This window comes from Proteiniclasticum sediminis, assembly GCF_018128025.1.
GTDB classification, from domain to species: Bacteria; Bacillota; Clostridia; order Clostridiales; family Clostridiaceae; genus Proteiniclasticum; species Proteiniclasticum sediminis.
This window is the reverse complement of sequence record NZ_JAGSCS010000010.1, coordinates 50,636-75,938: the sequence shown is the minus strand read 5'-3', so window position 1 is coordinate 75,938 and position 25,303 is coordinate 50,636. Positions and strand designations below refer to the sequence as shown.

Below are 25,303 nucleotides of genomic sequence, written 5' to 3'. Positions count from 1 at the left end.
TCGCATAAGGAGCAGAACCCATGTACGAGCTAAAGCGCATAGTTGCCCATCCCCTATGGAGAAGGACCTTTGGATTATTATTGATCCTGAACCTCTTGCTTTACCTTGGAGTTCAGCACATGAATCTGCCGGTGAAGCGGGAGGTCTATCTTCATTGGAATCAAACCATCCAAAAAGAGGTGGAGGACTTATCCCTGGAACAGGCCCGCGATACCCTGACCCAGAAACAAGCTGCGGTAAAACTCCTGCTCACGGCGGTGAGAATGCAGGAGTTTGGAGATGAAGAGGATTTGCAGAAGCATCTTCTTGCTCATCCGGAACTGGTGTCCCAACTGAATCAAATGACCACGGATGAGCGGGAAGAAATAAGGGGAGAGTTCGTGCTGCTGAACCTCTGGCTGCAGCGTATTGAGTATCTTCGGATGTTTCCCGCTGATCTTCAAAAGATTCAGAAGCAGGCAAAATTGATGAGAACCATGGGGGTTTATCAGGACCCCTCGTCCTTCGAATATCAAAACCTAATGAAAGCAGAAAAGGATTTTTCTCGTCTGGAAGGGATTCCGCTCCAGTTGGGGCAGGATGAGGTGCTGGAAACTGTGATGGATCATCCGGCTGTATTATCGGGGCTTATGCTGATGATGATCACTGTGGTCCTTCTCTTTGATGAGCGGCAAAAAAACGTTAGGCCGCTCCTGTGGGCCACCTCTGGCGGTCGAGACCGACTCCGAATCCATCAGTCATATTTGCTTCTTCTGATGGCGGTGCTTTCCACCATGGTTTTCTTCGGCTTTCTTTTTCCCGCAGCCTCCCTTTTTTATGGGCAATCTCTGGATTTGAATCGCTTCGCCCAATCCCTGGAGCGTTATCGGAATATGACAGCTCCCATGAGCGTAGGTGCAATGGTCATCCTTATGGGAGTGGCCAGTTCCCTCGGTCTTTATCTCTTTGGTCTTCTGTTTTGGCTCGTTTTGCGGTGGATTCGTCATCGCCAGGCGGCGCTGATCACGGTTCTTGGGTTTCTTAGCTTAGAATATGCGGCATTCACAAAGCTTCAGCGGCAGGATCGAGGAGCAGAGTGGGCGGTGGTGAATTTCTTTAGTCTTCTTCAATGGGATCCCGCCATGAGACGTTACCGAAACGTTTCCCTGGGGATGGGATTATGGAACGAGAAAACCCTCCTGGGGGTCCTGACGGTTCTGATCCTCTGGGGACTTCTCCTGATTTTGCGTCTCCAAGGGAAAAAGGAAATCAAAATCCGCCATCAAAAGCATCTTCAGAGCCGAAACCGGGTAAAAATACAGAGGGATCGATGGGTGGGGCTGGAATGGAAAAAGGGATTGATCTGGGGAGGCGGAGGTTCCGGCGTCATTCTCCTGTTTCTGATCCTCTTCCTCTGGCAGTTGCCGGGAACTACGCTCACCCCTCTGGAGCGGGTGAGTGAGATGTATAGCAAGCGTCTGGCAGGTCCCATCACCGAAGAAAAGCAAAAGGAACTGAACCAATGGATGCAGGAAAATAGAGAAGAAATCGAAGAAACCAGATCCTTGCCATCGGGGGATCCCCTAAAAGCCTGGAAGATCGAGAACGCCCATCGTAAATACGAAGCCCTAAACCTGTTGAAAGAACGAATGGATGTGCTGGCAAAAACGAAAAATGGCGAAATTGTGCCCTCGTTGCCCTATCGGGTGCTCTACGGCGACGATGTTTCCGGTGTCCGGACGGGGCAAAGCCTTCTCATGGGTGTGGTTTTCGTTTTTTTGGTCAGTCCCATCATGGGTTACGAGAAGCGGTGCGGAACGCTGGAACTTCTGAAAAGCACCTCTGGGGGCCAAAGACCTCTTCTTCGGAGGAAAATTATGCAGGTTGTCCTCCTTTCTGGGGGACTTTGGGCAATCTGGACAGGCTGGGAACTCTATTTTCTTTGGAAATCTTTGGGTGGACTTGAAGGCCTTTTTGCCAGCGGGACAAGTCTTTCTCATGTCTTTCCCCAGATGGGGGACCATACGGTGATGATGCACCTGCTGCTATTTTATGGCTGGAGATTCTTGGTTCTCCTGGCAGGAGGGCTGGGGATTCTACTCCTTGGCTTAGGGGCCAGTTCGACTCTCGTCACCATGGGGCTTGCCCTGTTCCTCCTGGTCATTCCCACGCTGTCGAGGGTTAGCTGGTCCTGGGGAGGTCTTCTGGCATTGCAGAGTCTGCCCCTAAGAGGGGTTCAGTTTCTTATGGCTCTCATGGGCATTGCATTGCTTGTTGCCGTTCTCGACTGGCGTTGGAGGAGGTATCCGCGATGAAGCTAAAGATTCAGGACTTAACAAAACATTATGGCACACTGAAAGCCCTTGATACGATGACCTGCTCCTTCACCCCTGGGGTGTATGGCGTGTTGGGACCCAATGGAGCAGGAAAAAGCACACTGATGGGCCTCATGACCGATTCCCTAAAGCGGGAGCAGGGATCAATTCTCTGGGAAGATCGGGATATCTTGGAATGGGGCAAAGAGTACCGAAAAATCTTCGGCTACATGCCCCAGAATCCGGGACTTTATGAAGAGATGACAGCCCTTCAGTTTCTCCGGTATATGGCAGATCTAAAGGAAATCCCCCGCCGTCAGGCCAGGGTCCAAGTGGACAGTCTTCTGGATATTCTCCAGATGCATGGATTTGCGCGTAGCAGAATACGAAACTGTTCTGGCGGGATGAGGCAGCGGGTACTTTTAGCCCAAGCGCTCCTGGGAGATCCGAAGCTCTTGATTCTCGACGAACCCACGGCAGGGCTTGATCCCCAGGAGAGAATCCGAATCCGAAATTATATTGCCTCCTTGGCAGAACAGCGGATCGTCATCCTGGCGACCCATGTGGTGCCGGATATTGAAAGCATCGCCAAAGAAATTCTCCTCCTCGATGAGGGGCGCCTCCTTGCGGCAGCGTCCCCCCAGTGGCTGATCGCCCAGATCGCCGGGAAAGTCGGGGAGAAACGATGCTCCAGGGAAGAGAGGGAAGCGCTGCAGCTTGAGTATGGGCTGGGGCAAATTTATCAGCGAAAAGAAGGGCAGGTGCTTCGGTTAGTCTCAGACCATCTTCCTCCAGGCTTCAGCCTGCTGAAAGAATCCATAGGGCTGGAAGATGTTTATCTCTATTATTTTCATCGGAAACAGGAGGAGGTCGATCCTTCCGTCACAAGAGCGTAAAACAGCCTGCATTCGGGCGGCCATGTCCGAATGCAGGCTGTTTCTTGACGTGAGGTGATTTGAGGTTAAAGAAGAGGTTCCAGGGCTTCTGCTACCTTCACCGATTCACCGGCACCCATGGTGAGAACCAGGTCTCCTTCTTTCAGGATCCCCCGAAGGAGCTCTGCAGCTTCATCAAAGGTGGAGGTGTTCAGGGTGTGAACGGTGTTTCGGGCTCGGATGGCATCGCCCAGTTCTTCGGCGGAGACCAGTCCGGTATCGGGTTCCCGGGCAGCATAAATGGGGAGAAGAATCAGGGTGTCCATGGCGTCAAAGCACTGGGCAAATTCATGGAACAGGGCTTTGGTGCGGGTATAGGTGTGGGACTGAAAGACCACATGGATCCGGTTTTTCTTCATCTTCAGGGCCGTCTCCAGGGCGTTCTTAATCTCTCCCGGGTGGTGGGCATAGTCGTCGATGACCGTGATGCCTTTTTTGGTGTAAAGGTGCTGGAATCGCTTATTGACCCCTTGGTATTCCCCCAAACCCCGGATAATGGCCTCCCGGGGAAGTCCGGCGGCCAAAGCGGCGCCGATGGCGCCCAGAGCGTTGTAGACGTTGAACTCTCCCGGGACCTTCAAGGTCACGGCAAAGAGGTACTCTTCCTGTTGATAAACGTGAAAGGTGGCATGACCGGCTTCGTTATAGACAATCTCCCGGGCCTGCAGCTCACCTTGATGGATGCCAAAGGTGAGAACCTTCACGGTGCTTCCTTCCAGAACATAGGCCATGTTGGGGTCATCGGCATTGGCGATGACGGTGCCGTCCTGGGGCATGACCTGGAGATAGGCCTTGAAGGTATCCAGGATATGCTGGAGATCCCGGTAGTAATCCAAGTGATCCGCCTCAATGTTCAGGATGATGGCGATCTTTCCAGGAAACTGCAGGAATGAGGCCTTGTATTCACAAGCCTCCGTGATGAAGAGATCGCTGTCGCCGATGCGGTAATTTCCCCCGATGAGCGGAAGATGTGCCCCCACGAGGATCGTGGGATCCGCATCCGCAGCCAGGGAAATGGCAGACATCATGGAGGTGGTGGAGGTTTTTCCATGGGTACCGGTGACGGCGATGGAATGGGTGAAGTTCTGGATGATATGGCCTAAAAATTCTGCCCGGTCATAGGTGGGGATCCCCCGTTCCTTGGCCTGCAAAAGTTCCTCGTTGTCCGGAGGAATGGCGGCCGTATAGACGACAAAATCCTGATCAGTGATGTTTTCCTTATGGTGGCCAAAGAAGATCTCCGCGCCTTCTTCCCGCAGCCGGGCGATGGTGGGGGACTCTTTGAAGTCAGATCCGGTGACCCGGATTTTATTGTTCAGAAGGATGGCGGCCAGACCGCTCATGCTCACTCCGCCGATGCCGATGAAGTGCACCTTCTTATTTTCATATTCCTTAAGATCGAATAACATGTTTCCACTTCCTTCCTCATCTATCATAATACATGCCCCAACTTTTTCAAAAGATTTTTTGAAACTGAACGGAAGCCTTTGGCCAAGGGGACAATCTTCCCTATCAATACGAATATTCAGAGGGTATATCTTGAAAAACATTCGATAATCAGGTAGAATGAAAAGAGATAATCGCAAGGGAGGACCATTTATGCAAAAGTATTCCAGAAACAGCAGAATCAGCGCCATCACGAAACTGCTCATTGAGAATCCGAATAAAATCATGAGTCTGAATTATTTCTCTGAGATCCTCAACGCAGCCAAGTCCACCATCAGTGAGGATATTCTGGTCATTCGTGAGGTCCTGGAGTCTCTGGAAATGGGCAGAGTGGAAACCATCGCCGGCGCCACAGGCGGCGTACGATTTATTGCCGCCATGGGAGAGAAGGAAGAAAAAGCCTTCAAAACGGGACTATGCGAAATGCTGCGGGACCGGTCCCGCATCGTTCCCGGTAATTTCCTCTACATCACCGACATTATGCTGGATCCCACCATCGTCCACCGGGCAGGGGTGGTACTGGCTTCCAAGTTCGCCAAATCCAAGGCGGACTATGTCATCACCGTGGAAACCAAGGGAATCCCCCTGGCCTACGAAGTGGCCCGTTACCTGGGCGTTCCCCTCATTGTGGCCAGGAAGAACTCCAAGGTCACCGAAGGCACCAGTGTCACCATTAACTATGTTTCCGGAACCACCGGCCGTCTCCAGAATATGGGCCTGGCCAAGCGGACCCTGAAGTCCTCCTCCAAATGTCTCTTCATCGATGACTTCCTCCGGGCCGGGGGAACAGTGAACGGCATTGCGGATCTGCTCAATGAGTTCGATTCGGAGCTCATCGGCATCGGCGTCCTGGTGGACAACAAGGAAGTGACCAAGAAGCTGCCCACCCCCTACACCTCTTTGGTGGATTACCATGGGGTCAATGCAGAGGGTGAAGTCATCGTGGAAGGTTCCACCAACTAAATCAAATTATCTCAAGGCTCCGGAGTATCCGGAGCCTTTTTACGCATGAGGAGCGGATTTTTGGGAAAGAAAAAACTGGCTTGCGCCAGTTTCTTCCGGTAAATGTTGTGTTTTTAGCGTAGTAAGTTATTTGTCCAGCTTGGATAAGGTTTCCCAGATTCCAGTCATGTAGGAAGCGCCGAGAGCTCGGTCATAGAGGCCGTAGCCGGGTTTTCCGGTTTCTCCCCAGATCATTCTTCCATGATCGGGACGCAGGTAGCCGTCGAAGCCGTTCTTGTGGAGGATCTGGAGGATCTTCACCATATCCAAGGATCCGCAGCCGGAGTAGTGGGCGCTTTCTTCGAAGCTGTCATCAGCATAAAGCTTGATGTTGCGCACATGCATGAAGTGGATGCGGTTCATCTTGGTGTACTTGTCCACAATGTGGTAAATGTCATTGGCGTTGGTGGATCCCAGGGATCCGGTGCAGACGCTGAGACCATTGTACTCGCTGTCCACCAGGCTCAGGAAACGGTCCAGGTTCTTTTCTCTGGTGATGATGCGGGGAAGTCCGAAGATGGAGTATGGTGGATCATCGGGATGGATGGCCATCTTCACACCGGCTTCCTCCGCCACGGGAATAATCGCCTTCAGGAAGTACTCCAGGTTTTCGAAGAGCTTGTCCTCATCCACATTCTTGTAGTGGTCGAAGAGCTCCTTCAGGCCTTCCTTGGTGTAGCTGGAATCCCAGCCGGGAAGGGACAGTTCGCCCGTGAGGGGATCCATTTTCTCCAGCTGATCCTTGAAGTACACGAGGGCAGTGGAGCCATCGGGAAGCTTGTAGTCCAGCTGGGTTCGGGTCCAGTCAAAGACGGGCATGAAGTTGTAGCAGATGACCTTTACGCCGGCTGCACCCAGTCTTCGGATGTTCTCCTTGTAGTTCTCGATGTAGCGGTCACGGCTGGGAAGACCAATCTTGATGTCCTCATGGACCGGAACGGACTCGATGACGTCAAAGTGGAGACCATTGTCTTCGGTGATCTTCTTCAGCTTGCTGATGCTTTCCACAGACCACACTTCGCCGACGGGAACATCATAAACGGCGGTGACGATGCTGTACATGGTGGGAATCTGACGGATGTACTCGATTTTGACAGGATCATCGACCCCGTACCAACGGAATGATAGTTTCATAATGTTAGTCAACTCCTAAATATTTTTTGATATTTTCATGGGTAATGCCACGGACAATCCCCAGAAGGATTTCCGGATCGTCGTTGAACTCCTGGTTTTCCACCAGATTGCCGAGGAAATTGCAGAGAATCCGACGGAAGTAGTCATGGCGGGCATAAGACAGGAAACTGCGGGAATCCGTCAGCATGCCGATGAAGTCCGCCAGCATGCCCTGGTTGCCCAGGTCGTTGAGATGGGTTTCCATGCCGCTCTTGTGGTCAAAGAACCACCAGGCGGGACCGAACTGAACTTTTCCGGGAACACCGTCTTCCGGATAGCAGTGGGGAAGGGTGGAGAGGACGGCGTTGTCCTTGGCGTTCAGGGTATAGAGAATGGTTTTGGGCAGGCCGTTCTGGGCATCCATGGCCTTCAGGAGCAGGCTGAGGGATTCCGCCACGGGGAAGTCATTCATCAGGTCAAAGCCGGTGTCGGGACCCAGGGCTTCAAAGTACCGGGCGTTGTTGTTGCGCATGGCTCCCAGATGGAGCTGCATGGCCATGCCATGCTTGTGGTACTGTCCGGCCAGGAAGATCAGCATGTGGTTACGGAAGACTGCCGCTTCCTGCACCGAGATGGGATCCCGCTGGAGGGCCCGGAGGAAGAGTTCTTCGGCGAAGGCTTCGGAACCCAGATCCGGGGTCAGGGCCTCCAGGCTGTGGTCGGAAAGGACAGCGCCCTGGGCCGCAAAATACGCAATGCGGGAGGCCAGGGCCACCTTGAGATCGCCCAGGGTGGTCAGGGGTTTTCCCATGGTGTTGGAGAGATTCTCCAGCTGCCGGAGAAAATCGGGAGCTTCGATCTTCAGCACCTTGTCCGGGCGGAAGGTGGGAAGCACCTGGAAACTGTGGTTTTTCTCCCGAATCTTGGCATGATAGGAAAGATCATCTGCCGGATCATCCGTGGTGCAGATGAGCTTCACCCCGGAGGCCTCGATGAGTTTCACCGGAGAAAGGGCATCCGTCTGGATTTTCACATTGATGGCCGTGTAGATCTCCTCGGCATTCTTCGAGGTAAGATACTCCCGGATCCCAAAGAACTGCGCCAGTTCCAGATGCGTCCAGTGATAGAGGGGGCTTCCCACAAGCCGTTCCAGGGTTTTGGCGAAGGCCTTGAACTTCTCCAGATCCGTACCGTCCCCGGTGATGTACTTTTCCGGAACGCCGGCAAAGCGCATGGCTCTCCACTTGTAGTGGTCAAAGCCCAGCCACATGGCGGTGATGCTCTCAAACACCTGGTCTTCGAATATCTCCTGGGGATTGAGATGGCAATGGTAATCATAGATGGGGGCATGCTCCGCCGCCTCATGATAGAGCATTCGGGCGGTGGGCGTTTTTAAAAGAAAATCGGATTCAAACACTAATGTGACCTCCTGATTGTCCGTGGGCTGCGTGCAAAATCCGCAAAATGCAAATCTCCAGTCCGCAACAGTCCCATTTTCGGATCTTCTAGAATCAGTATACCAAATGAGTGTGAAATCCCGATGATGATAGTTGCCCAAGGACTTGCAAATATTGCTTAATTTCGTTAAGATGGGGACAAGAAACGAGGGAGGTTTTGCCATGGGCAAGCGCGGAAATGAGTATTCCACCCGGCAGTACATGAACCGGAGTGATTATGAACTCTTCTACTATAAGAGCACCAAACTGAGAAACGTCTCCCTGCACCACCATGACTTTTTTGAAGTCTATTTCTTCGTCAAAGGGGAAGTGAGCTACCAGATAGAAGGACGCAACTATCAGCTTATCCCCGGCGACATCGTCTTGGTGAACCACAAGGAGCTCCACCAGGCCATGATCGAAGGGGCGGACCACTACTATGAGCGGTATGTTCTCTGGGTGAGCCGGCCGTATCTCAAACGGCTCTCCACCCCCCAGACGGATCTCACCCGCTGTTTTCTGGACAAGCGGAAGAAGACTCTCCTTCGAACCAGCATCGACAACCAGCAGCTGGTCCGAAGCATCCTGGACAAGCTCATCGCCGTGGAAGGGTACAAGGGCACAGGGCAGGATCTTTTGCCGGATCTCTACATCACGGAGCTCATGGTGGCCCTCAACCGGATCAGCTTCGATGTGGAAGAAAAGCTGCAGCCCGTGGTGAAGAAAAACCAGCTCATCGATGCGGTGATTCATTACCTCAATGAAAATCTGGACGGGGAAATCAACATGGATGAGCTTTCCCGCCACTTCTTCATCTCCAAGTACCATCTTTCCCGGGAGTTTAAAAAACATACGGGGACAACCCTCTACCGCTATGTGGTCCAAAAACGGCTGATCCTGGCCAAGGGGCTCATTCTTCAGGGAAACCCCATCACTGCCGTCTATGAGCAGTGCGGTTTCGGGGATTACTCCAACTTTTTCCGGGCCTTCAAGAACGAGTACGGCACCACCCCCAAGGAGTTCCTCCAGGTGATGCAGGAAGGGCAGAAGAAAGCTGCGGAACTGGAGGCAGGGCTATGATGACGGAAAAAGAACGAGCCGGTCGCGCCGCCGCCCATGCCGTGGAGGACGGGATGATCCTGGGCCTGGGCACGGGCTCCACAGTGCACTTTACACTGCTGGAGCTGAAGGTGCGCATGGACCAGGGGCTTCGTCTCCAGGGAGTGGCCACGTCCCAACGCACCGAAATCCTTGCCCGGGAACTGGGCATTCCGATCCTGCCCTTTTCCGCCGTGGACCGGATCGATCTCACCCTGGACGGCGCCGATGAAGTGGACCCGAATCTCAATGGGATCAAAGGCGGTGGAGGAGCCCTGCTCTATGAGAAGCTGGTGGCGGAGGCCTCGGATAAAGTGATCTGGGTGGTGGACCACCAGAAGATGGTGGACACCCTGGGGCGGTTTCCCCTGCCTCTGGAAGTGGTCCCCTTCAACCTGGAAAAGCTCTGGAAGAAACTGGAGAATCAGGGCTATCATCCCCGGGTGCGGATGCAGGCAGGGGAGCCCTTCGTCACCGATGCGGGAAACCGGATCCTGGATCTCCACCTGCAGGCCATTTCGGATCCGGAAGGGCTGCACCGGGAGCTGAAGCTCATGAGCGGGGTGGTGGAAACGGGACTCTTTCTCCACATGGCCGAGGAAGTCATCGAAGGCGTGGGAGACACCCTGCGCCACCATTTTCGTAAATAAGAAGAGACGACGATGAGGAAAAAACATTTCCTTCCACGTCGTCTCTCTTTTACTTTCTGGGGGCGATTATTCCAGGCAGAGCTTTCGCACCGCCTGGGCTACGCCGGCATTGTTGTTGGTGTCGGTGATATAGTCGGCGGCAGCCTTCACCGCGGCAGTGGCATTGCCCATGGCCACCCCCATGCCGGCAAAGCGGATCATGGGTAGGTCATTTTCCTCATCGCCGATGGCGATGACTTCTTCGGGGGAGATGCCCAGATGGCGGATGAGGGCCTCAATGCCCCGGGCCTTGCTCACGCCCTTGGGGATGATCTCGATGTTGTAGCGGGAAGAGGCCACCACGTCCAGGTCCGGATGATCCCGAAACGCCTCCCGAAGCTTACCTAAGGCCTCCAGATCCCCCTGGGAGAAGACGATGGCCTTGAGGATTTCGCCGGATCTTTTTTCCAGCTCCGGCTCCAGATCCTCCGTGACCACGATGTCGATCTTTCGGGATGCCGGGAGTTTATCGTTGGCCGCCAGGTAGCCGTTGCCATCGCCCAAGGGTCCGGAACAAAGCAGCGTGTTGCAGGCGTTGTAGTGGGCGAAGAGGCCGGACTCGTCGATTTTGGCTTTCACCTCCAGGACCTGGGCGTGGGTTAGGCCATGATGGTGGAGAACCTCATCGCCCACGCGCACATAGGCACCATTGGAAGCGATGGTTAAGGTCTCGAAGCCCAGAAGTCCGCCGTAGAGGTAGCCGTAGTTGAACATGCGACCCGTGGTGATGGCCACCCGGATGCCTTTGGCGGAGGCTTCCTGCAGGGCGGTCACATTGTCCGGGGGAATGACCTTATGATCATCATAGAGGGTTCCGTCCACATCGATGCAGATTAATTTATAGTCGTTCATGGAAATTCTCCTTTTTGGTTTCTCCTTTCATGGTAACACAAAATGACTTTTGGGAAACGAAACTTTGGGGCATTCATGGCCTTTTGACAAAATTCTCCTCAAGGGGCGGGGGGACGTTATGCATCCTTTCAACCGAAAGGGGAACTTTGCTAAAAATGAGCAAATTTCACATAAATAGTTGAAAACGTAACCACTTCCCCTTATAATCAAAATGTAATCCTTAATTTCAGAATTTTCTAAATGGACGTTAAGGACAACGGGATCAAGTCGAATACTAAAGGAGGTTCACATGAACATTACAGACGTACGAATCAGGAAAATTGCAGCCGATGGTAAAATGAAGGCAATTGTCTCCGTTACCTTCGACAACGAATTCGTTGTGCACGACATCAAGGTGATCGAAGGGCAGAACGGCTTGTTCATTGCTATGCCATCCAGGAAAACCCCAGATGGAGAATTCAAGGATATTGCACACCCCATCAACACCACTACCCGCGAGAAGCTTCAGACTTCGATTCTCGATGAGTATGAGAAGGTTCGCCATGAAGAGGAACCCTTTGTGGACGAACCCATTGCCGTGGATTAACAGCGAATTTTGAGGAAGATCCTTCGGGATTTCGGGAAAAAGATTTGGGGCGCTCCTCAAGTCTTTTTTGCGTTTCCGGGAAAGAAAACCGCTGAATTTATCCTGCATTTTCCCCAAGGATCCCCTTGGGGCTGGGGATATCGGTTGAAATTGAAAGGAACCTCATCTATAATGGAATAGAAATTGAAGGGGCTTTGAACAGGAGAACTGTTGAAAGCCAATTGTCATGTCGCTCATTAATAACAGAGGTGAAGTATGGGAAATTACGCATTGATCCTGGCTGCTGGTGAAGGGAAGAGAATGAAGTCCGAGACTTCCAAGGTTCTTCATCAGGTGTGCGGCAAGGAAATGGTGAATCATGTCATCGACATCATGAGAAAGTCCGGGATCCAAGACGTCAACGTCATTGTGGGGAACGGGAAAGAACAGGTCATCGAAAAGACGAAAAGCCGAGACGTCAGCTACTCTGTCCAGGAGGAACAGCTGGGGACGGGACACGCGGTGCTCTGCGCCAAGGCGTTTCTGGAAGGCAAAGTCGGAACGGTGGCCATTTTCACGGGGGATGCCCCCCTCATCCAAGAATCCACCGTGGCCAGCATGCTGAAAAATCATGCGGAGGGCGGATTCAGCGCCACCCTTCTCACCTCCGTCATCGAGAACCCCACGGGGTATGGCCGGATTCAGCGAGAAGGCGAAGAAGTGGCTCGGATCATCGAGCACAAGGACTGCTCTCCCGAAGAACTGCTTCTAAAGGAAGTCAATGCGGGCATGTATCTCTTTGATGTGGAAGAGCTCCTGGCTTCGCTGCAGATGCTCAAGAACAACAATGCCCAGAAGGAGTACTACCTCACCGATGTCATCGAGATTATGCGGGGCAAAGGACTGAAGGTCGGGGCCGTGATTACGGAGTTTGACGAAACCCGCGGAGTGAATACCCGAGTTCATCTGGCCGAGGCGGAAGCCATCATGCGCCGAAGAATCAACACCTTCCACATGGAAAACGGCGTTACGCTGGTGGACCCCCAGTCCACCTACATCGGAGCGGATGTGGTCATTGGCCAGGATACGGTGATCTATCCGAACAACCTTCTGGAAGGAAAGACGGTCCTGGGAAAACGCGTGACCCTGTACCCCAACTCCCGTATTGTGGACAGCCAGATTGCCGATGACGTGACGGTGACCTCCTCCGTGATCCTGGAATCTGCGGTGGGCAAAAAGACCAGCGTGGGTCCCTTTGCCTACATTCGTCCCCAGTCGGTCATTGGCGAAGAAGTGAAGGTGGGCGATTTCGTGGAAATCAAAAAGTCCACCATCGGCAACGGCACCAAGATTTCCCATCTCACCTACATCGGCGATGCCGAAGTGGGCGAACATGTGAACTTCGGCTGCGGCACCGTCGTGGTCAATTATGACGGCAAGAACAAGTTCAAAACCGTGGTGGAGGATCATGCCTTCATCGGCTGCAATACGAACCTCATTGCACCGGTGACCGTCCATGAGGGCGCCTTCACCGCCGCAGGCTCCACCGTGACGGAGGATGTCCCTGCGGGAAGCCTGGGCATCGCCCGGGCCAAGCAGGTGAACAAGGAAGGCTGGGTTCAGAAGCGTAAAGAGAGCGGAAAGTATTAGGAGGAATATTCGATGATAAAACAGTACAACAATTTCAAGATCTTTGCCGGCAGTTCACATCCCGAGCTGGCTCGCCAGATCGCCGAGATTCTGGGCGTGAAGCTGGGAGACAATAAAGTGGGCACCTTCTCCGATGGAGAAATTTTCGTGGAGACCAACGAGACCGTAAGAGGCTGCGATGTCTTCATCATTCAGTCCACCAACCATCCGGTCAATGACAACCTCATGGAGCTGCTCATTATGATCGATGCCTTCAAGCGAGCTTCCGCCGGAAGAATCAATGCCGTGATCCCTTACTACGGCTATGCCCGCCAGGACCGCAAAGTCCGCTCCAGAGATCCCATCACCGCAAAGCTGGTGGCCGATATTCTCACCACCGCCGGAGCTGACCGCGTGCTGACCATGGATCTCCATGCCGCACAGATTCAGGGCTACTTCAACATCCCTTTGGATCACCTGCTGGGTATGCCCATCATTGCGGATTACTTCATCAAGAAGGGTTTCATGGAGAATCCCGATATCGTGGTGGTTTCCCCGGATCTGGGCTCCGTCACCCGAACCCGTAAGCTGGCTGAAAGACTCCATGCCCCCATGGCCATCATCGACAAGCGCAGACCCAAGGCCAATGTTTCGGAGATCATGAACATCATCGGCGACATCAAGGGCAAGACCTGCATCCTCATCGATGACATGATCGACACTGCAGGCACCATCTCCAATGCCGCCAATGCCCTCATGGACCTGGGCGCCGTGGAAGTCTATGCCGCCTGCACCCATGGTGTTCTTTCCGGTCCCGCCATCGACCGCATCAACCAGAGCGCCATCAAGGAGCTGGTCATGCTGGATACCATCGCCTGGCCCAACCGCGATGACCTGACGAAGTTCACCGCTCTCTCCGTGGCTCCGCTCTTTGCAGAAGCCATTAAGCGCATCACCGACGATGTGCCCCTGAGCAAGCTTTTCGACTAAATCACCATACAATGCAGCAGGCTGCAAAACCCATGGCTTTGGGTTTTGCAGCCTGTTTTTTATGTTTTAGATGCTTTGTACTTCTCTCGTTGTGTGGAGGAGGGGACTAGGGGACGGCCTACATCCGAGTCTGCCGTCTTCCCAGGAAGCTGGCCAGGGCAAAGAAACCGAGGCCAAAGGCAGCCACCACAGCCATGTGGGAAAAGATCCGGCTCAGGGCGGGATCCTGAAGGCTCCCCAGGGTGGAGATGAGGCCGTTGGCCGTCACGTACCAGTAGGTGGGGGTCACATGGGCCAGAGCCAGGACGCCGGCACCCAGAAGCTCCTGGGGCACAAAGACGCCGCTGATGAAGGACGGCCCTAAGGAGAGCACATTGCTCACTCCGCTGATGGCGTTGCGGCTCTTCATCAGGGTGCCGATGAGGAAGCTCATGCCTAAAGAGGTGAAGGCCAGGATGAAGGAGTTGAGCACAAAGAGTATGCTGGTGCTCTGGCGGGATTCCCCCCGATAGAGCACATAGTAGGTGAGGATCAGGGTTCCCCAGGTGATGAGGGTGAAAACCCCCAGGGCCAGGTACTTTTCCAGGGAGATCCGGCTTCGCCGTAAGGGGGAGATCTCCGTTCGACGGTAAAGGTCCAGATCCTTCCAGACCAGCATGACGAGACTGGTGCCCAAGACCAGGATAGAGACCAGGGAGTAGGCCATATAGTTGAAGAAGTAACGGGACATTCCCGGGGTGGAGGCTTCAGTGCCATAGCTTTTCAGCGTAATGGGCGTCGTCTGGGCCAGGGCCTTCTCCACCTTTTCCGCCAGCTCTTCCGAAGTGAGATTGGGCGCCGCGGCCAGAATCATCCGGGCCGTATTAAAGTAGGTGTCAATGGCCAGCTCCGGATAGATGCTGCTCACGGAGCCGGGCACCACGGTTTTGCCCAGGGTCACCTCCTCCTGGCGGAGGAAGGCTTCCGTGAAGCCCTTCGGAATCCTGACGAGGAAGGAAATGTTCCGGAAGTAGAGGGCATCCTGGATAAGGTTTTCCTCATCCTCCAGAGGACGGATCACGGCGCTTTTCTCCAGGTGGGCCAAAAATCCCCGGATGAGGGGAGTATCTTCTTCGGCAAACACCGCCATGGGGGTTTTCACCGGATCAAAACGGGTATACTCTTCGCCCTGACTCTGGGCATTGCGGGCAAAGAGCACGGACAAGGCGAGGAAAACGCCCAGATAGATCAGGATGCTGGGAAGATTGCGCTTCAGCACCTTGAGACTTACCTTAAATACTGGCATATTTTCGCCTCCTTAGAATCAGGGCTGTGCCCACGCTGAAGATGACGCTCATGAGGAGGAGAATCGCCATATTTAGCGTATAGCGCTCCAGGGTGCTGAAATAGTACAGGGAGTAGTAGGCGTCAGTGATGAGGTTCACGGGATTCAGATAGGCCAAGATCGGCACGGTGTTCTGGACGATGAACTTCATCTCGGCATACATCATGCCCGCCAGGAAAGAACCGGCCATGGAGACGGTGATGATGATGGCCACCTTGAGGTTTTCTCCTTTCTTCACCAGGGCGCTGATGAAGGCGCCGAAGGAGGCGCCGGTGAGCGAACCCACGATGGTGGTGAGGACCACCAGAGCGGATTTTGATCCGAAGTCGATGCCCAGGACAAACCGCACAAAGAGAAGGAGGATGAGCATGTTCACCGTGAGGAGGAGGAAGGAGGCGGCCATGCTGGAAAGAAAGGCCTTCAGCTTGTTCACCGGGGCTACATTAATCCGGGCGGCCCGGGCAGAAATGTTGGCCTGAATATCCGTCACTTCATCGCTGCCGAAGAAGGCGCCGTACATGCAGCTCATGGCCAGGAGCGAGTAAAAATAGTTCAGAATCTGCTTAGGGGGAGGATTGTCTGACGGAAGTTCCCGGGTGTAAGTCTGGGGATCCCCTGCAGCGGCCAGAAGGGCGGGAATTCCTTCGGGATGTTCCTGACCCATGAGGGCAATGGCGGCGGAAGTCTGGTTGAGGTTATCCAGGAAGAGTCGAAGGATGTTCTGATTGAGTCCCGATTCCCGAACCACCAGTTGGTAGGGGCTGCCGGCTTTGATATAGCCCGCGATGCTTCGCCCTTCCAGCAGGGCTTCCGCCTCTTTTTCCGTGACGGTCTGGAGGGAAAAGAGCGGGTCTTCTCCTGTGGAGACCTGGCTGAGGACGTCCTTCAGCACGGGATCCGCCTCGTAGGCGGCATCGGCCACCACGGCCACAGGAAAGGCCGTGAAGTGATCCGCGGTATCGAGGTTTTGAAAAGCCAAGTTGAAGAAGGTGCCCAGAAGTATGGGGAAAGCCAGGGTCCAGAAGATCATTTCCTTGGTCCGGAGAAGTTTTTTCAGCCGGTAGGTGAAAATGTGGAAGAACATGGCGTCACCCCCTAATCCCGCAGCTCTTTGCCGGTAATTTCCAGAAACACATCATTGAGGGTGGGCAGCTCCGCATAGATGTTGGAGTAGGCAATGCCCTCATCGTTGAGGAAGGTGATGACCCGCTCCAGGATGCCGTTTTCCTTGCTGGATTTCAGGTGGAGCCTTGTCCCCTGACGATCCGCCGAAATGACCCCTGGCAGGGCGCGAACCTTGGGCAGGAGGGCGTCGGAAAAGATTGGAACCTCCACCGTGACCTTTGTGCCCGTGGCAATCATGTTCTTCAGTTCTTCCTTGGTGCCCGTGGCGATGGGCTTTCCCTTGTCCAGGATCATGATGCGGGAACAGATGGTTTCCACCTCCTCCATGTAGTGGGAGGTGTAGATGATGGTGGAACCCTGGCGATTGAGTTCCAGGATGCCTTCCAGGATCTTGTTCCGGCTCTGGGGATCCACAGCCACGGTGGGCTCATCCAGGAAGATGAGCTTGGGCTTGTGGGCGATGCCACAGGCGATGTTCAGGCGGCGCAGGAGACCGCCGGAGAGTTTTTTCGGATAAAACTTCCGGTAATCCTCCAGCCCGGTGAAGAGAATAGCCTCCTCCACCAGTTCCTTTTTGCGTTTTTTGTCCGGCACATAGAGCCCGCAGAAGTAGTCGATATTTTCCTGAACGGTGAGTTCGTCGAATACCGCCACGTTCTGCATGACCACGCCAATGTCCTGTTTGAGATCATAGGCATCGGGGGCCATGTCCTTCCCGAAGATCCGGATCCTTCCGTGGTCATAGTCCAGGAGGGAGAGAATGCAGTTGATGGCGGTGGTTTTTCCCGATCCGTTGGGACCCAGGAGACCGAAGACTTCCCCTTCAGCCACGCTGAGATTCAGATCTTCCAGAGCCACCAAGGAACCATAGCTTTTCTTGAGGTTTTCCACTTCAATGATCATCTTGTTCTCCTTTTGTACAGATTGTTTACCAATTAACATATTATATCGCGTTTCCATCGGAGATACATTAAGAGTGTATTAAAAAGCCGTTAACCCAAGGAGGAGAACCATTCTCCGAAAAGTGGCAGAGGCTAGGGGGATGTTCATATTTGAACAAAAGAGAATGAGTATAATCTGTTAACAATGCGGGGAAGCTTATGAATTATCCGTGAAAGGTATGTATTTATCATAAAATTGCTATATGATAAAAGTAACAATATCCGCAAGGAAGTCCAAGTGAAAGGGGTTAAGAAAGATGGAAGGGAAAATCGGAAAAATCCTCATCGTCGATGACGACGAAAATATCAGCGAAGTGCTGAAAATGTATTTGCAGAGCTCTGGGTACGACACCCGGGTGGCGGCAGACGGCAAAGCGGCCCAGGAAGTGTTTGTGGACTATAAACCGGATCTGGTCCTCCTGGACATCATGCTGCCCTATGTGGACGGCATCGATGTGCTGAAATGGATCCGCAAGGATTACGAGACTCCGGTGATCATGCTCACGGCCAAAGGCGATACCTTTGACAAGGTGCTGGGGCTGGAGCTGGGCGCGGACGACTACATGGTGAAGCCCTTCGAGCCTAAAGAAGTGGTGGCTCGGGTGAAGGCGGTCATGCGTCGGTTCAACACGGAGAGCGGCGGCAAGGAAGTGCTGAACTTCCCCGAGCTCAATATCGACGTGAACTCCTACAATGTGGTCTACAAGGGCCAGGATGTGAAGATGCCGCCCAAGGAATTTGAGCTGCTCTATCATCTGGCGTCGAACAAGAACCGGGTATTCACCCGGGAACAGCTCCTCTGCGAAGTCTGGGGCTATGATTATCCGGGAGACTCCCGTACCGTGGATGTCCACATCAAGCGTCTTCGGGAAAAGCTCCACGGCGGACCCAACTGGCAGCTGGAAACCGTATGGGGTGTGGGATACAAGTTTGAAGTCAAGTAAGAGGGTGTACGGCAAATGAAAAAAAGTTCGCTGGTGACGAAACTGGTGGTAACCTTTGCCCTGGTCGTCGCCACAGGGTTTGTCCTCATGGCTGTGGTCCTCACCATGTGGTTCCAAAACTATTTCCTGGAACGGAATCGGGCAGATCTGGAGGAAACCACCACGGTGGCCTCCTCCAGCGTTCCCCGGTATCTGAACAAGGAAATCGACGACACGGAGCTTCTCCAAAGTCTTTCGCTGATTAAAGGGGTGGAAAAGGGCGATATCCTCCTGGTGGATGCATCGGGCTATGTGTTCTTTGTCACCAATACCGCCTATGAGGAAACCATGTTCACCCAGTTTGATTTTCCGGACCGCAGCGGGCTTCTTTCCGGGAACTCCATTGAAGTCAACGGGACCCGTAATCCGGTCACCGGAGAAGAAATGTCGCTCTACATTAAACCCGTCATTGCCAGTCAGGCCTATCAGGGCGCCATCGTCGTCTATACGCCCATGGAAAAAATCTGGGAACCGCTGAATGAGATCTATGTCCGTCTGTGGACCATGACCATCATTGCGGTTCTGCTTTCGGCTCTCCTCATTTACTACATCGCCCAGCGCATGCTGTTTAGGCCCTTGGTGGAACTGAACAACATCGCCCGGAAGATCTCCAAGGGCGAGGTGAATCAGCGAGTGCTGGTCACCTCCAACGATGAAATCGGCCAGCTTTCGGAGTCCTTCAACAGCATGGCGGAGTCCCTGGAAAAGACGGACAAGAACCGCCGGGACTTTTTATCGAATATTTCCCATGAGCTCCGTTCGCCCATTACCTCCATCCGGGGGTTCATTGCGGGGATTCTGGACGGCATCATTCCCATGGACAAGGAGCGGGATTACCTGAAAATCGTCTATGACGAGATTCAGCGGCTCACCCGGCTGGTCAATGACCTTTTGGATCTTTCCGCCATGGAGTCGGGAAAGTTCTCCTTCAAGATGACGGAGCTGGACATCAACGAGATCGTCCGGATCTGCGTCACCCGTTTTGAAACCAAGATCAACGATAAGGCGCTGAAGGTCAACGTGACCCTGGAGGGAGACCACCTCTATGTGGCCGGAGACCGGGACCGTCTCATTCAGGTGCTGACGAATCTCACGGACAATGCGGTGAAGCACTGCATGGACAACGGACACATCAACATTCAGACCAAGATCAAAGGAAAGAAGGTCCATGTGTCGGTCTACAATGACGGACATCCCATTTCCGATGAGGATATCCGCTATATCTGGGACCGGTTCTATAAAGGGGACAAGTCCCGCACCAATAAAGTTTCCACCGGGCTGGGTCTGCCCATTGTGCGCAACATCATCACGCAGTTTGGCGAAGATATTTGGGTGGAAAACAAAGGGCAGGGGGTTATTTTTACCTTCACCCTGAGCATGACCTAGGAGAGAGAAACATGGATGAACAACGAAAACCAGAAGAAACCTTAGGGGGCCGAGAGGATAATGCCTTCGAGTCCGAAGGGGGAAAATCCGGAGAGATCCGCTATAAACTGGATCAGCGCTCCCGAATCCGCGGCGGGATCCTTCAGTTTCTGACCCTGCTCCTGGCCGTGGTCCTCACCTCGGCGGTGACCGCCACCCTGGTGACGAGGAGAATTGCCGAGGACACCTTGGTCATCGACAATGGGGGAAACTTCGCCCAAATGCTGAAAAAGAGTCTGGAATCTTTTGAAGCCAGCTTCTATGATCGCCAAAAGCTCCGGGATATCTATGAGGACGTGGCGCTGTCCGTGGTGGGGGTGGCCAACAGCCGGGAGGCCTTTGACGGAATCTCCTACGATAATGTCTGGTCCGGCGTTGTCATGAATACGGAAGGCTATATTTTGGTGCCCTACAGCGTCGTGGCCAAGGAAGGAACCCCGGTGTACATCCGGTCCGACCGGGACAGCGGAAACATCCGGGAAGCGGAAGTCATCGGTCGGGATATGGCCACGGACACCGCTGTGGTCCGGGTCCAGGGGGTAAATCTTCGCCCGCCCAGGTTCAGTGACTCCTCCACGGTGAAGGTGGCCCAAAGCGTGGCCGCCATCGGCAATCCCTTTGGGGATCGGGCCCGGGGAACCCTGACCTTTGGCGTGATTTCCACCATCAACAAGATGATCTCCACCCTGACAGAGGACAATCGGGAGATCAAGATTTATGCCATGGAAACCGATGCCCTGGTGAACCGGGGAACCAACGGCGGGGTCCTGGTGAACATGAACGGAGAGGTCATCGGCATCAACAGCTTCAGCCTTTCCCAGGATTTCAACGGCGGATTCGGCGCCGTCATCACGTCCAATGAGGCGAGGAGCATCGCCCGGGCGCTGATCAACTCCGGAGAGATCCTCATTCCCTTCATGGGCGTCTTTGGGAATCTCATCACGGATACGGACAACAATTTTACCGGCTACTACATCCAGCGGGTAACGCCGGAAGGCACCGCGGACCGGGCAGGGCTTCGCCCCACGGACATCATTCTCAGCATCGACGGCGTGCCCGTGCAGACGGCCACCACGGTGGATGAATATGTGAAGACCAAGCAGGTGGGGGATGTGGTCATCATCCAGTACCGCCGTTCTTCAGCGGTGATGGAGACCGAGGCCACGCTCTTCGGCACGGTGGTGGACTAGGCAAGATTTTCGAAAGGGACTTCAAGAGGTCCCTTTTTTGCATTATGATAGAGAATGAAAATGAGAAAGAGGTGAGGAAATGTACCTGATCGCAGGCCTGGGCAATCCAGGCAAGGACTATGCACAGACCCGCCACAACGCCGGTTTCATGGTGGTGGACCGTCTGGCGGAAGCCTGGGGGATTTCCCTGGATAAAAAGAAATTCAAGGGTCTGGTCGGGGAAGGCCGCATTGGCAGTCACCGGGTGATCCTTCTGAAGCCCCAGACCTATATGAACCTGTCGGGGGAAAGTCTCGTGGAGGCGGCAAACTTCTACAAGATTCCCCCGGAAAACATCCTGGTCATCTTTGATGATGTGAGCCTGGATGTGGGGAAGCTTCGGATCCGCAAGAAAGGAAGCGCTGGGGGGCATAACGGCATAAAGTCCGCCATTGCCCTCCTGGGCACGGAGGATTTTCCCCGGGTTAAGGTCGGGGTGGGGGCACCCAGCCACGATCTGGTGCGCCATGTGCTGGGCAAGTTCGCGCCGGAGGAAATGCCGCTTCTGGAGCAGACCCTGGAGGCTGCCAAGAATGCCGTCCATTCGATTCTCCACAACGGCATTGATTCCGCCATCAGCGAATACAACGGCTTTCGGGCGGAGTAGGTGAGAAAATGAGATTTAACGGTGTGATGAAAGCCATTCAGGAAGACCCAGCCTTTCGGGACCTGGAAAAGGGAATACGGGAAAAACGATATCCTGTAGGCGCCTACGGGATATCAGAATCCGCCAGGGCTTTCCTCCTCTCGGCCATGTTCCAGAAGGAGGAGGAGAGTCTTTTTGTGTTTGCCTCCAAAGACATGGATGCGAAGAATCTCTATGAGGATCTCCTGCTCTATGAGAATGAGGTGTACTATTTCCCGGCGAAGGAAGTGGTCTTCTACAATATTGATGCCATCTCCGGCGATTTGCGCTGGGAACGGCTGAAGGTGATCAAGGAGCTCATGAACGGGAAGAAGAAGATCGTGGTCACCACCATTGAGGCTTTGGCTGCCCTATATTCTCCCTTCAGCCACTACCGGGAGTACTTCCTCACGGTGGAAAAAGGCATGATCCTGGACCTGAAGGCCATGGCGAAAACCCTGGTGCAGGCCGGTTATGTCCGCACGGAGCTGGTGGAAGGAAAGGGAGAGTTTGCCCTGCGGGGCGGCCTCCTGGACGTGTATCCCCCTGATGGCCCGTTGCCTTACCGCGTCGAGCTCTTCGACGATGAAGTGGATTCCTTGCGCACCTTCAATCCGGAGACTCAGCGAAGCATTGAGCAGGTGGACCGGTTTGAGATTTTTCCCGCCAAGGAGATCATCCTGAAGGATGAGCAGATGGAGGAAGGCGCCCGGCGGATTCAGGCGGAGCTGGACAGCATCATTCGGACCAAGGAAAAGAAAAAGAGCTACGACAAAGAAGCCCTGGAGAAGCTGAAGTCCCATGTGGCGGCGAATCTGGAAGCCCTGCGGGCAGGTATGTTCTTCGAGAATATCGATGCCTACCTTCCTTTCTTCTTCGATAAGCCCTCCACGTTCTTTGACTTCATCGGCCAGGGAAAGATCGTCATCGATGATACGAACAATGCCCTGGGCAAGATCGAGTCCACTTATCTGGAATTTCGGGAAGATTATGAAGCCTTTCTGGGACGGGGGGAAATTCTTCCCTCCCAGGGAAATCTCCTGCTGGACCAGGCGCTTCTCCTGGAGACCGTCAGAAGCCTCCCGGTGATCACCTTCAACGCCTTCCAGAAAACGGAACGGTTCCTGCCACCCCGGACCCTGGCCAGCTTCAACCAGATGACCATCTACAACTATCAGGGCCAGCTGGATATGCTCATTGCGGATATCGCAGACCGCAAGAAGCGAGGCTACAAAGTGGTCATTCTCGCCGGTACGCGCCCCCGGGGCGAGCGGCTGGTAAACATCCTGCGCGACAAGGACATTGACAGTGTCTATAAGGATACTTTAAGCGACCTGGACTACGCTAGTGTCGTGATCACCTTCGGCAATCAGCTCCGGGGATTTGAGTTCCCGGACATCAAGCTTGCCCTCATTTCCGACAAGGAAGTCTTCGGCGAAGCCAAGCGGAAGAAAAAGAAAGTCAACAAGGGCAAGGGACTGGCGAAGATCGGCAGCTTCAACGAGCTGCGCAAGGGCGACTATGTGGTTCATGTGAACCACGGCATCGGCGTGTTCCTGGGGGTTCGCCAGCTGGAATCCGGCGGCCTCATCCGGGACTACCTGGAAATCAGCTACGACAAAAGCGACAAGCTCTTCATCCCTGTGGAGCAGCTGGACATGGTGCAGCGCTACATCGGCACCGAGGGCAAGGCCCCCAAGATCAGCAAGCTGGGCGGCCAGGAGTGGACCAAGGCCAAGGCCAAGGTCAAGCGGGCTGTGGATGAGATCGCCGAGGATCTGGTGAAGCTCTATGCTGAGCGGCAAAAGGTCCATGGCTACGCCTTCTCGGCAGATACGCCCTGGCAGAGGCAGTTTGAAGAGGAGTTCCCCTACGACGAGACGGAGGATCAGCTGAAGTCCGTGGAGGAGATCAAGGCGGACATGGAAACGGACAAGGTCATGGATCGGCTCCTTTGCGGAGACGTGGGCTATGGCAAGACGGAAGTGGCCATGCGGGCGGCTTTCAAAGCTGTTATGGATTCCAAGCAGGTGGCGGTCCTCGTGCCCACCACCATTTTAGCGGAGCAGCACTATAACTCCTTCCGCAACCGCTTCAAGGGCTTTCCCATCACCATCGACATGGTTTCCCGGTTCCGAGGACCCAAGGAGCAGAAGGAGACCCTGCGACGGGTGAAGGAAGGCAATGTGGACATCCTCATCGGTACCCACCGGGTCATTTCCAAGGACATCCACTTCAAGGACCTGGGCCTTCTGGTGGTGGACGAGGAGCAGCGCTTCGGCGTTGCCCACAAGGAAAAGCTAAAGCAGGTGAAAAAGAACATCGATGTGCTTACCCTGTCGGCAACCCCCATCCCCCGAACCCTCCACATGTCCCTGTCCGGCATCCGGGACATCTCGGTCATCGAGACCCCGCCGGAGGAGCGTTACCCCATCCAGACCTATGTGGTGGAGTTTAACGAGCAGCTGGTGCGGGACGCCATCCTTCGGGAAAAATCTCGGGGCGGGCAGGCCTACTTCGTCCATAACCGGGTGGAGGACATCCATGTGCTCCACAGCTACCTGAGCAAGCTCATCCCCGAGGTGACCTTCGAGGTGGCCCATGGCCAGATGAATGAGCGGGAGCTGGAGAACGCCATGAAGAATTTCATGGACCAGGTCACCGATGTGCTCATCTGCACCACCATCATTGAAACGGGTATGGATATCCAGAACGTCAACACCATTATCATCAACGATGCGGACAAACTGGGCCTCTCCCAGCTCTATCAGCTGCGGGGCCGCGTGGGTCGGACCAACCGCATCGCCTATGCCTACCTCACCTACCGCAAGGACAAGGTGCTCACGGAGGTGGCGGAGAAGCGGCTTCGGGCCCTGAAGGACTTCACGGAGCTGGGCTCCGGCTTCAAGATCGCCATGCGGGATCTGGAGATCCGCGGGGCGGGCAATCTCATGGGAAAGGCGCAGCACGGGGAAATGTCCGTGGTGGGATATGACCTCTACGTGAAGATGCTGGACAGCGCTATTCGCATGATCACCGGCGAAATCGAAGAGGAGGAGCTCACCACCACCATCGAGATCAAGGTGGATGCCTATATTCCGTCCACCTACATCGCCGATGAAATGCACAAGATCGAGGTGTACAAGCGCATTGCCTCCATGGCGAAGGACGAGGACTACGAGGAGATCAAGGAGGAGCTACTGGATCGCTACAGCGATATCCCCGACTCCCTCTACAATCTTATGGACATCGCCCGGCTGAAACTCCATGCCAACGCCGCCGGCGTCGTGGAAGTGAAGGACCGGGGCAAGGACATCCTGGTGACCTTTGCCTCAGCGGAAAAGCTCACTCCCGCCAAGGTGGATCTGCTTCTGCAGAAGTACAGCAAAAAGATCGCCTTCACCCGGGATCTGCCCGGCATTACCTATGCCGTGACGGAGAAGGACCGCTATGCCACCATCGATAAGCTGACCAAGCTCATGAAGGAGCTGGTCCAGGCCGAGGAAGTTGCAAAAACACCCTGAAATGACTATAATTGAAGAATATGTCAAGAAACTGTAACATAGACCCTGTATCATCAAGCTGAAGAATGAATCGAGAAT

At 54.2% G+C, this 25,303-nt stretch carries 20 protein-coding genes; 13 read left to right on the top strand and 7 right to left on the bottom strand.

Annotation, left to right across the window (positions count from 1 at the left end; all coding sequences use genetic code 11):
* The first annotated feature begins 20 nt into the window (after positions 1 to 20).
* On the top strand, positions 21 to 2,294 hold the full coding sequence (locus KCG48_RS08750; protein ID WP_211801354.1) for a hypothetical protein: 2,274 nt from the start codon (positions 21 to 23) through the stop codon (positions 2,292 to 2,294).
* On the top strand, positions 2,291 to 3,190 hold the full coding sequence (locus KCG48_RS08745; RefSeq protein ID WP_211801353.1) for an ATP-binding cassette domain-containing protein: 900 nt from the start codon (positions 2,291 to 2,293) through the stop codon (positions 3,188 to 3,190). The genes KCG48_RS08750 and KCG48_RS08745 overlap by 4 nt, the downstream gene beginning before the upstream one ends.
* 65 nt (positions 3,191 to 3,255) lie before the next feature.
* Here KCG48_RS08745 and murC read toward each other — a convergent pair whose 3' ends face one another.
* On the bottom strand, positions 3,256 to 4,638 hold the full coding sequence (gene murC / locus KCG48_RS08740; RefSeq protein WP_211801351.1) for a UDP-N-acetylmuramate--L-alanine ligase: 1,383 nt from the start codon (positions 4,636 to 4,638) through the stop codon (positions 3,256 to 3,258).
* A 190-nt stretch (positions 4,639 to 4,828) separates the two neighbouring features.
* On the opposite strand from murC, the gene purR reads away from it, so the two are divergent.
* Positions 4,829 to 5,638, top strand: coding sequence for a pur operon repressor (gene purR / locus KCG48_RS08735; RefSeq protein WP_211801350.1), 810 nt, complete (start codon positions 4,829 to 4,831; stop codon positions 5,636 to 5,638).
* 126 nt (positions 5,639 to 5,764) lie between these two features.
* On the opposite strand, the gene uxuA is transcribed toward purR, so the two are convergent.
* Together uxuA and uxaC are read right to left on the bottom strand one after the other, a co-directional pair.
* Positions 5,765 to 6,811 (bottom strand): mannonate dehydratase, encoded by a 1,047-nt coding sequence (uxuA, locus tag KCG48_RS08730; RefSeq protein WP_211801349.1) that lies wholly within the window; start codon positions 6,809 to 6,811, stop codon positions 5,765 to 5,767.
* A 4-nt stretch (positions 6,812 to 6,815) separates the two neighbouring features.
* Positions 6,816 to 8,207, bottom strand: coding sequence for a glucuronate isomerase (uxaC, locus tag KCG48_RS08725; protein ID WP_211801348.1), 1,392 nt, complete (start codon positions 8,205 to 8,207; stop codon positions 6,816 to 6,818).
* A gap of 202 nt (positions 8,208 to 8,409) precedes the next feature.
* Between uxaC and KCG48_RS08720 the strand changes: the two genes are divergently transcribed.
* The gene (locus tag KCG48_RS08720) at positions 8,410 to 9,306 is read left to right on the top strand and encodes a helix-turn-helix domain-containing protein (RefSeq protein WP_211801346.1); all 897 of its coding nucleotides are present in this window, start codon (positions 8,410 to 8,412) and stop codon (positions 9,304 to 9,306) included.
* Positions 9,303 to 9,974, top strand: a complete 672-nt coding sequence (gene rpiA, locus KCG48_RS08715) for a ribose-5-phosphate isomerase RpiA (protein WP_230977067.1) — start codon at positions 9,303 to 9,305, stop codon at positions 9,972 to 9,974. The genes KCG48_RS08720 and rpiA overlap by 4 nt, the downstream gene beginning before the upstream one ends.
* A gap of 66 nt (positions 9,975 to 10,040) precedes the next feature.
* Here the strand turns inward: rpiA and KCG48_RS08710 are convergent, their stop codons facing one another.
* Positions 10,041 to 10,865: a Cof-type HAD-IIB family hydrolase gene (locus tag KCG48_RS08710; protein ID WP_211801344.1), complete on the bottom strand. Its 825-nt coding sequence runs from the start codon at positions 10,863 to 10,865 to the stop codon at positions 10,041 to 10,043.
* A 289-nt stretch (positions 10,866 to 11,154) separates the two neighbouring features.
* Between KCG48_RS08710 and spoVG the strand changes: the two genes are divergently transcribed.
* From spoVG to KCG48_RS08695, 3 genes are all read left to right on the top strand, one after another.
* Positions 11,155 to 11,451 carry a septation regulator SpoVG gene (spoVG, locus tag KCG48_RS08705; RefSeq protein WP_211801342.1) on the top strand — a complete coding sequence of 99 codons (297 nt, stop codon included), beginning with the start codon at positions 11,155 to 11,157 and terminating at the stop codon, positions 11,449 to 11,451.
* A gap of 255 nt (positions 11,452 to 11,706) precedes the next feature.
* A complete protein-coding gene (gene glmU, locus KCG48_RS08700) occupies positions 11,707 to 13,080 on the top strand; it encodes a bifunctional UDP-N-acetylglucosamine diphosphorylase/glucosamine-1-phosphate N-acetyltransferase GlmU (protein WP_211801340.1) in 1,374 nt (457 codons plus the stop codon).
* A gap of 12 nt (positions 13,081 to 13,092) precedes the next feature.
* Entirely contained in the window at positions 13,093 to 14,049 is a 957-nt protein-coding gene (locus KCG48_RS08695) for a ribose-phosphate diphosphokinase (protein WP_211801339.1), read from the top strand.
* A 118-nt stretch (positions 14,050 to 14,167) separates the two neighbouring features.
* Here the strand turns inward: KCG48_RS08695 and KCG48_RS08690 are convergent, their stop codons facing one another.
* Genes KCG48_RS08690 through KCG48_RS08680 form a run of 3 tightly spaced genes read right to left on the bottom strand, consistent with a single transcriptional unit; the run spans position 14,168 to position 17,401 of the window.
* Complete coding sequence (locus tag KCG48_RS08690; protein ID WP_211801338.1) at positions 14,168 to 15,334, bottom strand: ABC transporter permease; 1,167 nt, start codon at positions 15,332 to 15,334, stop codon at positions 14,168 to 14,170.
* The gene (locus tag KCG48_RS08685) at positions 15,321 to 16,457 is read right to left on the bottom strand and encodes an ABC transporter permease (protein ID WP_211801337.1); all 1,137 of its coding nucleotides are present in this window, start codon (positions 16,455 to 16,457) and stop codon (positions 15,321 to 15,323) included. The genes KCG48_RS08690 and KCG48_RS08685 overlap by 14 nt, the downstream gene beginning before the upstream one ends.
* An 11-nt stretch (positions 16,458 to 16,468) precedes the next feature.
* Positions 16,469 to 17,401, bottom strand: coding sequence for an ABC transporter ATP-binding protein (locus tag KCG48_RS08680; protein WP_211801336.1), 933 nt, complete (start codon positions 17,399 to 17,401; stop codon positions 16,469 to 16,471).
* A gap of 295 nt (positions 17,402 to 17,696) precedes the next feature.
* On the opposite strand from KCG48_RS08680, the gene KCG48_RS08675 reads away from it, so the two are divergent.
* The 5 genes from KCG48_RS08675 to mfd all read left to right on the top strand — a co-directional run bounded on the left by KCG48_RS08675 (position 17,697) and on the right by mfd (position 25,225).
* Complete coding sequence (locus KCG48_RS08675) at positions 17,697 to 18,383, top strand: response regulator transcription factor (RefSeq protein ID WP_211801335.1); 687 nt, start codon at positions 17,697 to 17,699, stop codon at positions 18,381 to 18,383.
* A 15-nt stretch (positions 18,384 to 18,398) separates the two neighbouring features.
* Complete coding sequence (locus tag KCG48_RS08670) at positions 18,399 to 19,808, top strand: sensor histidine kinase (RefSeq protein ID WP_211801334.1); 1,410 nt, start codon at positions 18,399 to 18,401, stop codon at positions 19,806 to 19,808.
* Between the two features lie 11 nt (positions 19,809 to 19,819).
* The gene (locus tag KCG48_RS08665; RefSeq protein ID WP_211801332.1) at positions 19,820 to 21,037 is read left to right on the top strand and encodes a S1C family serine protease; all 1,218 of its coding nucleotides are present in this window, start codon (positions 19,820 to 19,822) and stop codon (positions 21,035 to 21,037) included.
* A gap of 79 nt (positions 21,038 to 21,116) precedes the next feature.
* Positions 21,117 to 21,683, top strand: coding sequence for an aminoacyl-tRNA hydrolase (gene pth, locus KCG48_RS08660; RefSeq protein ID WP_211801330.1), 567 nt, complete (start codon positions 21,117 to 21,119; stop codon positions 21,681 to 21,683).
* 8 nt (positions 21,684 to 21,691) lie between these two features.
* The gene (gene mfd / locus KCG48_RS08655; RefSeq protein WP_211801328.1) at positions 21,692 to 25,225 is read left to right on the top strand and encodes a transcription-repair coupling factor; all 3,534 of its coding nucleotides are present in this window, start codon (positions 21,692 to 21,694) and stop codon (positions 25,223 to 25,225) included.
* The last annotated feature ends 78 nt before the right edge of the window (positions 25,226 to 25,303 follow it).